6 protein-coding genes are annotated in these 6,484 nt (G+C 54.4%); 1 reads left to right on the top strand and 5 read right to left on the bottom strand.

What is annotated here, in order from left to right:
• Positions 1 to 31 precede the first annotated feature (31 nt).
• Both EHN07_RS05675 and fabB read right to left on the bottom strand, forming a co-directional pair.
• Positions 32 to 1,210: an MFS transporter gene (locus EHN07_RS05675; protein WP_124023209.1), complete on the bottom strand. Its 1,179-nt coding sequence runs from the start codon at positions 1,208 to 1,210 to the stop codon at positions 32 to 34.
• Between the two features lie 80 nt (positions 1,211 to 1,290).
• Entirely contained in the window at positions 1,291 to 2,508 is a 1,218-nt protein-coding gene (fabB, locus tag EHN07_RS05670; protein ID WP_124023208.1) for a beta-ketoacyl-ACP synthase I, read from the bottom strand.
• 156 nt (positions 2,509 to 2,664) lie between these two features.
• Here fabB and mnmC point away from each other — a divergent pair, with 156 nt between their 5' ends.
• Positions 2,665 to 4,665 (top strand): bifunctional tRNA (5-methylaminomethyl-2-thiouridine)(34)-methyltransferase MnmC2/FAD-dependent 5-carboxymethylaminomethyl-2-thiouridine(34) oxidoreductase MnmC1, encoded by a 2,001-nt coding sequence (mnmC, locus tag EHN07_RS05665; RefSeq protein WP_208646981.1) that lies wholly within the window; start codon positions 2,665 to 2,667, stop codon positions 4,663 to 4,665.
• A gap of 79 nt (positions 4,666 to 4,744) precedes the next feature.
• Here the strand turns inward: mnmC and EHN07_RS05660 are convergent, their stop codons facing one another.
• From EHN07_RS05660 to EHN07_RS05650, 3 genes are read right to left on the bottom strand one after another with little or no spacing between them, the layout of a single operon-like run.
• Positions 4,745 to 5,020: a YfcL family protein gene (locus EHN07_RS05660; RefSeq protein ID WP_124023206.1), complete on the bottom strand. Its 276-nt coding sequence runs from the start codon at positions 5,018 to 5,020 to the stop codon at positions 4,745 to 4,747.
• A 23-nt stretch (positions 5,021 to 5,043) separates the two neighbouring features.
• Positions 5,044 to 5,598: an elongation factor P hydroxylase gene (locus EHN07_RS05655; protein WP_167467287.1), complete on the bottom strand. Its 555-nt coding sequence runs from the start codon at positions 5,596 to 5,598 to the stop codon at positions 5,044 to 5,046.
• Between the two features lie 16 nt (positions 5,599 to 5,614).
• Complete coding sequence (locus EHN07_RS05650) at positions 5,615 to 6,412, bottom strand: sulfite exporter TauE/SafE family protein (protein WP_124023213.1); 798 nt, start codon at positions 6,410 to 6,412, stop codon at positions 5,615 to 5,617.
• Between the last annotated feature and the right edge of the window lie 72 nt (positions 6,413 to 6,484).

Here is a 6,484-nt window from a genome sequence, read left to right as displayed (position 1 = left end):
TTCCTTCTTTGTCAGCAATCGCTGGCGCAGGCTATTGGCGCATAGTCATTAACGTCACAACTATGCCGAGCGCTGCCGCTATCGCCCCGGTAAGAAACACCGAAGGATAGCCCATAGAAGTCGCTAACAGCCCGGTCAGCGGGCCAGCGATGCCGTATGAGATGTCCTGAAACGCGGCGTATCCCCCAAGCGCCGTACCGCGCACCTGTGCGGGAACCCGTTTTACAACTTCCACACCGAGCGCCGGAAATATCAATGAACAGCCACAGCCCGTCAATGCGGCACCAGCTAGCGCAATGCCAGCACCGGAAGCTTGCCATAGCAACACCAGACCGACGGCCTCAATCGCCAGTGAAACCAGCGCCACTTTCACGCCGCCAAAGCGATCGGGCATCCAGCCAAACAGCACGCGCATCAGCACAAAAGCGCCGCCGAAGGCGGTCAGCGTAAAACCCGCCCACGCCCAACCGTTCGAGGCAAAGTAGAGGGAGACAAAGGTGCCGATCACCGCAAACCCCACGCCCTGTAGCGCAAGGCCAAGCCCCGGTTTCCAGATAAGGCCAATGACGGCGAACAGCGACGGACGCTCGCCTTTATATGCAGGCACGGCGCGAATGCGGCCATTAAACGCCCACGCGACCAACGGCAGTGCGATAGTGGAAACCCCCAGCGCGACAAATCCCCAGCGGCTGTTTAACAGTAAGCCGATCGGCGCGCCAGCGGCTAATGCACCATAAATCGCCATCCCGTTCCACGACATCACTTTGCCGGAGCGTGCCGGGCCCACCAGGCCCAAACCCCAGGTGAGATTTCCGGTCAGCAACTGGCTTTCACCAAAACCAAGAATCAAACGCCCCACAGCCAGCAAAGCAAATTTTGCCGTCGCATCGACGGGCAATAACGCCGCCAACAGATAAGCAACGCCGGCCAGCGCACAAGCGCACATTCCCTGCAGGGTCGAACGTTTTGCCCCCTGCCGATCGGCCAGCCGCCCGGCGTAGCCACGCGTTAATACCGTTGCGAGGAACTGGATACCCACGGCAATCCCCACCATGGTGTTGCCAAACCCGAGTTCATGATGGACAAAAAGTGGAATAACCGGCAGCGGCAGACCCACCGTCATATAGGTGAGAAACACCGCGAAGGTAATGCCAAATAAGGACTTGTTTTCGGATTTATTGTTTCGATGAGACTGATTTATTGAGGACATACTATGGCTCCCTGGTAGCAGCCATTATGCAAAAAAAAACGGGGCGCACAAGGCGCCCCGCTTATTAACGTCCATCTGGATTATGCGTTAATTTTACGCATCACCAGAGTTGCGTTAGTACCACCGAAACCGAAGCTGTTAGACATAACCGTGTTCAGCTGACGCTCGGTAGTTTCAGTCACGATGTTCAGGCCCGCTGCCTGCTCATCCAGCTGCTCAATGTTAATGCTTGGCGCGATAAAACCGTGCTCCAGCATCAGCAGAGAGTAAATCGCTTCCTGAACGCCTGCGGCCCCCAGAGAGTGGCCGGTCATCGCTTTGGTCGCAGACATTGCTGGTGAATTATCACCGAACACTTCTTTGATTGCGCCCAGTTCTTTCACATCACCGACCGGTGTTGAAGTCCCGTGGGTGTTCAGGTAGTCAATCGGGGTATCCACGCCGTGCATTGCCATCTTCATGCAGCGCACTGCGCCTTCACCTGATGGAGCAACCATATCTGCGCCGTCAGACGTGGCGCCGTAGCCAACGATTTCAGCGTAGATGTGTGCGCCACGAGCCAGAGCGTGCTCCAGCTCTTCAACCACGACCATGCCGCCGCCGCCTGCGATAACGAAACCGTCACGGCTCGCATCATAGGTACGGGACGCTTTTTCCGGCGTTTCGTTATATTTGGTAGACAGCGCGCCCATGGCATCAAACTCACAGGCCATTTCCCAGCACAGCTCTTCGCCGCCGCCGGCAAAAACGATATCCTGCTTGCCGAGCTGAATTTGCTCAACGGCATTACCGATGCAGTGCGCAGAAGTGGCACAGGCGGAGCTGATGGAATAGTTCACACCGTGAATTTTGAACGGAGTCGCGAGGCAGGCGGAAACCGCAGAACCCATCGCTTTGGTCACAACATAAGGACCAACCGCTTTCAGGCCGCGCGGGCTACGCATTGCGTCTGCACCGAACACCTGAGATTTAGACGAACCACCGGAACCGGCAATCAGGCCTACGCGCGGGTTGCTTTGATAAACTTCTTCTTTCAAACCAGCATCTTCAATCGCTTGCTGCATTGAAAGGTAAGCATAGACAGAGGCATCGTTCATGAAACGGACCACTTTACGGTCAATCAGGCCGGTGGTGTCCAGTTTAACGTTACCCCACACGTGGCTGCGCATTCCAGAATCTTTGAATTCTTGAGAGAAAGTGATCCCCGGGCGACCTTCACGCAGAGATGCCAGGACTTCCTGCTGGTTGTTACCGATGCTGGAAACAATGCCCAGACCAGTAATCACTGCACGTTTCATTCAATACCTCTTCTACTGCACTGTTAGGATTTCGACAGGCACAATAGCGTACACTTGTACGCCGAACAAGTCCGATCAGCCAAATTGGCCGGAAATTTGCACCGCTGCGCACACATCGTTACTATCCCTGCACGCCCTGCCAGACGAGTAACTTACGTGAAACACTCCCCAATACAATCTGCCAACCTGGACTTTAATGAAGAGGGTACACCTGTATCCCGAGAGTTCGACGACGTGTACTTCTCTAATGATAATGGACTGGAGGAAACTCGTTATGTCTTTCTGGGGGGAAATCATCTGAAAGAGCGTTTCGCCACCCACCCTCGTTCGCTGTTTGTGGTCGCTGAAAGCGGCTTCGGCACCGGGCTTAACTTCCTGACTTTATGGCAAGCTTTTACGGAATTTTGCACAAAACAGCCGCAGGCCGCGCTGCAACGTCTGCATTTTATTAGCTTTGAAAAATTCCCGCTAACCGTAAAAGATTTACAGGCCGCGCACGCACACTGGCCCGAACTGGACGATTTTGCACGCCAGCTACAGCAACAATGGCCACAGCCTTTTGCCGGTTGCCACCGTATTTTACTGGCTGATGGGCGCGTGACTCTCGACCTTTGGTTTGGCGATATTAACGAGCTAATACCGCAATTAGATGACAGCTTAAATAACCAGGTCGACGCCTGGTTCCTCGATGGCTTTGCACCGTCAAAAAACCCGGATATGTGGACGCCACAGCTGTTTACCGCCATGGCGAAACTGGCACGCCCGGGCGGCACGCTGGCGACATTCACCTGCGCCGGTTTTGTGCGTCGTGGGCTGATTGAAGCAGGCTTCACGATGACCAAAACCAAAGGCTTTGGCCGCAAACGTGAAATGCTGACGGGTTTTATGGAAAATACGCTGGAAACGCCGGCCCGCACGCCGTGGTTCGCCCGTCCGGCAGCATCTGGACAGGAAGTCGCGATCGTGGGCGGCGGTGTTGCCAGCGCCCTGCTCGCGCTTGCTTTGCTGCGCCGTGGCTGGCAGGTCACGCTGTACTGTGAAGACAGCGCTCCGGCACTCGGTGCTTCCGGCAACCGTCAGGGAGCGCTTTATCCGCTGCTCAATACGCACGACGCTTCGCTAACAAACTTTTTCAGCGCGGCGTTCACCTTTGCCCGGCGCTTATACGACTCATTGCCCGTTGAGTTTGATCACCTCTGGTGTGGCGTGACGCAACTGGGTTGGGATGAGAAGAGTCAGCATAAAATCGAACAAATGCTGAGCCTCGAATTTCCTGAGTTACTTGCCCATGCTGTCGATGCGGAAACTGCCGCTAAACTTTGCGGCCTGCAAACCGGGCACGGTGGCGCAACCTATCCGCTCGGTGGTTGGTTGTGCCCTGCGCAATTGACGGCTGGCGCCCTTGCGCTTGCGGCACAAATGGGGCTTAAAACCCATTATCAGCATCATGTTGAAGAATTAATTCAAACGCCTGAGGGTTGGCAATTAACCTTTGCCGCACAAGCAGCAAAACGCCATACGGCGGTGGTGCTGGCCAACGGCTTTAAAATCAGCAAGTTCGCACAAACCCAAAATCTGCCATTTTCTGCGGTTGGCGGCCAGGTCAGCCATATTCCCAGCGGCCCGTCGCTTTCTCAGTTACGCCAGGTACTGTGTTACGACGGCTATTTGACGCCGCAGAACCCGAACAATCAGCAACACTGTATCGGTGCCAGCTACCATCGTGGCGTGGAAGAAATGCGTTATAACGATGAAGATCAGCAGCATAACCGCCAGCGTTTGCTGAACTGCTTGCCGGATGCGGGGTGGCCGCAGGAAGTGGATATTTCTGCCGGTGAAGCACGCTGCGGCGTGCGCTGTGCGACACGCGATCATATGCCGTTAATTGGCAGTGTTCCGCGTTATGACGCCACGCTTGAAGCGTATGCGAAGCTGGTTGAAAGCCGTGAAAATGCCGAAACCGCGCCGGTTTATCCAGACTTGTTTATGCTGGCGGGCCTGGGCTCAAGAGGGTTATGCAGCGCACCGCTGGCGGCAGAGATTCTGGCCGCGCAAATGAGTAATGAACCTATCCCGTTGGATGGCGAAACGCTGGCGGCTCTGAATCCAAATCGATTTTGGGTGCGGAAGTTGCTGAAAGGAAGAGAAGTCAAATAGTTATATCGGGTGACGCGGCGCTTACCCGACCTACAAATTCGTAGGGTAGATAAGCGGCGGCGTCATCCAGCACAAGGGATTAGAATTGCGCTTTCTGGTACAGGTTGTCCCACATTTCCAGCACCAAAGACTGGTCGCGCGGCGACAGTTCACCGGCCTGAATCGCTTTTTCCAGACCACCAGAGACCGCAGTATGCAGCGCTTCCGGGCTATGGTCTTCCCCCAGTTCCAGATCGGCGACTGCCAGCGTCAGATGGCCACGCAGATAACCGCTGGCAAACAGTTCGTCATCGCTGGCCGTCTCAACCATCTCATCAATTAGCGCCAGAATGCGTGTCTCAAATTCCGCGATCATCGTACTTCCTCTTTTGCAGGTTTTTAGTTTAAATCTTCCGGCCACGGGAACTGCTCTGCGGCCAGCGGCGGGGTTTGGTAGTATTCCCGCAATGCTTCAATCAGTTTTGCCGTACGCGCCGGAATGCCTTCCTGCAGGTAAACCATCACCTGGGCGTGGACACGGCGCTGGAAGGCGATCCTGTCCGGGTCGAAATCTCCGCTCAGGTTGTCGCAGCTCACGTTGAACGGGAAGTTTGCCGCCACGCACAGCAACCATTCCTGCGCCTGGGGTTTGACTTCCACATCCTCAAATTTGCTTTGTGTTTCGGCATCACGCCCGTCCGGGCAATACCAGTACCCAAAATCCACCAGCTCGCGGCGTGCTTTACCCGCGATAAGCCAGTGAGAAATCTCGTGCATACCGCTGGCATAATAACCGTGGGCAAACACCACGCGGTGATAAGGAATTTCCTCATCAGCAGGAAGATAGATCGGTTCGTCGTCGCCTTTAATCAGACGGGTATTAAATTCATCCTGAAAGCAGTTATCGAAAATATCGATAAGTTCCTGATAATGGTGCTCTGTCGCTATGGTCATATTCGCTGTGGTCATCTCAAACTATCCCCAACCAATGGAGGATCTCCGTTCCGTGGCTATCAAATAAGAGTTTGGCACTCATCACCGCCGAAACTATCACAATCATCGGACGGATCAGTTTTTGCCCTTTACTCAACACAAGGCGCGATCCCATTCGCGCCCCTAAGAACTGGCCGGCCATCATCACAAAACCGGTTCCCCAAATCACTTTGCCGCCAATAATGAACAGCAGCAGGCCGCCGAGATTCGAGGTGGCGTTTAATACTTTGGCGTGAGCGGTAGATTTAGCGAGGTTAAAGCCGCATAGCGTGACAAAGGCCAGCGCATAAAAAGACCCCGCCCCCGGCCCGAAGAAACCGTCGTAAAAACCGACGCAGCCGCCTGCCACCAGCGCAAACGGCAGGCCGTACAAACGGCGTTGCCTGTCTTCTTCACCCAGTTTTGGCATCAGTAAAAAATATAAACCAATGCAGATAACTAATAGCGGCAGGATCTGGCGCAGCACGTCTGATTTCACATACTGAACCAGCAACGCTCCGGATGTTGAGCCAATAAAGGTCATCAGAATATTGAGTTTCTGATCTTTTAAGTTCACCACCTTACGGCGGATAAAATAGAGCGAGGAAGAAACCGAACCGCCACAGGCCTGGAGTTTGTTAGTCGCCAAAGCATGTGCGGGGGACATTCCCGTAGCTAACAGGACGGGAACGGTGATCAGGCCGCCGCCGCCCGCCAGTGAATCAATAAACCCTGCCAGCATGGCGACGAAAAATAGCGCCACCAGCATCAGGGGGGAAACCATGAACCATTCCATCAAAGAGATGACAAACCTCATGCAATCGTGAAACGAAAAGATCTCACTAAAAAATTAACAAGGAAAATCAAT

The sequence above is a fragment of the Buttiauxella warmboldiae genome, from assembly GCF_003818135.1.
Lineage (GTDB): Bacteria > Pseudomonadota > Gammaproteobacteria > Enterobacterales > Enterobacteriaceae > Buttiauxella > Buttiauxella warmboldiae.
The sequence above is the reverse complement of the archived record's forward strand: the minus strand, read 5'-3'. Positions and strand labels throughout refer to the sequence as shown.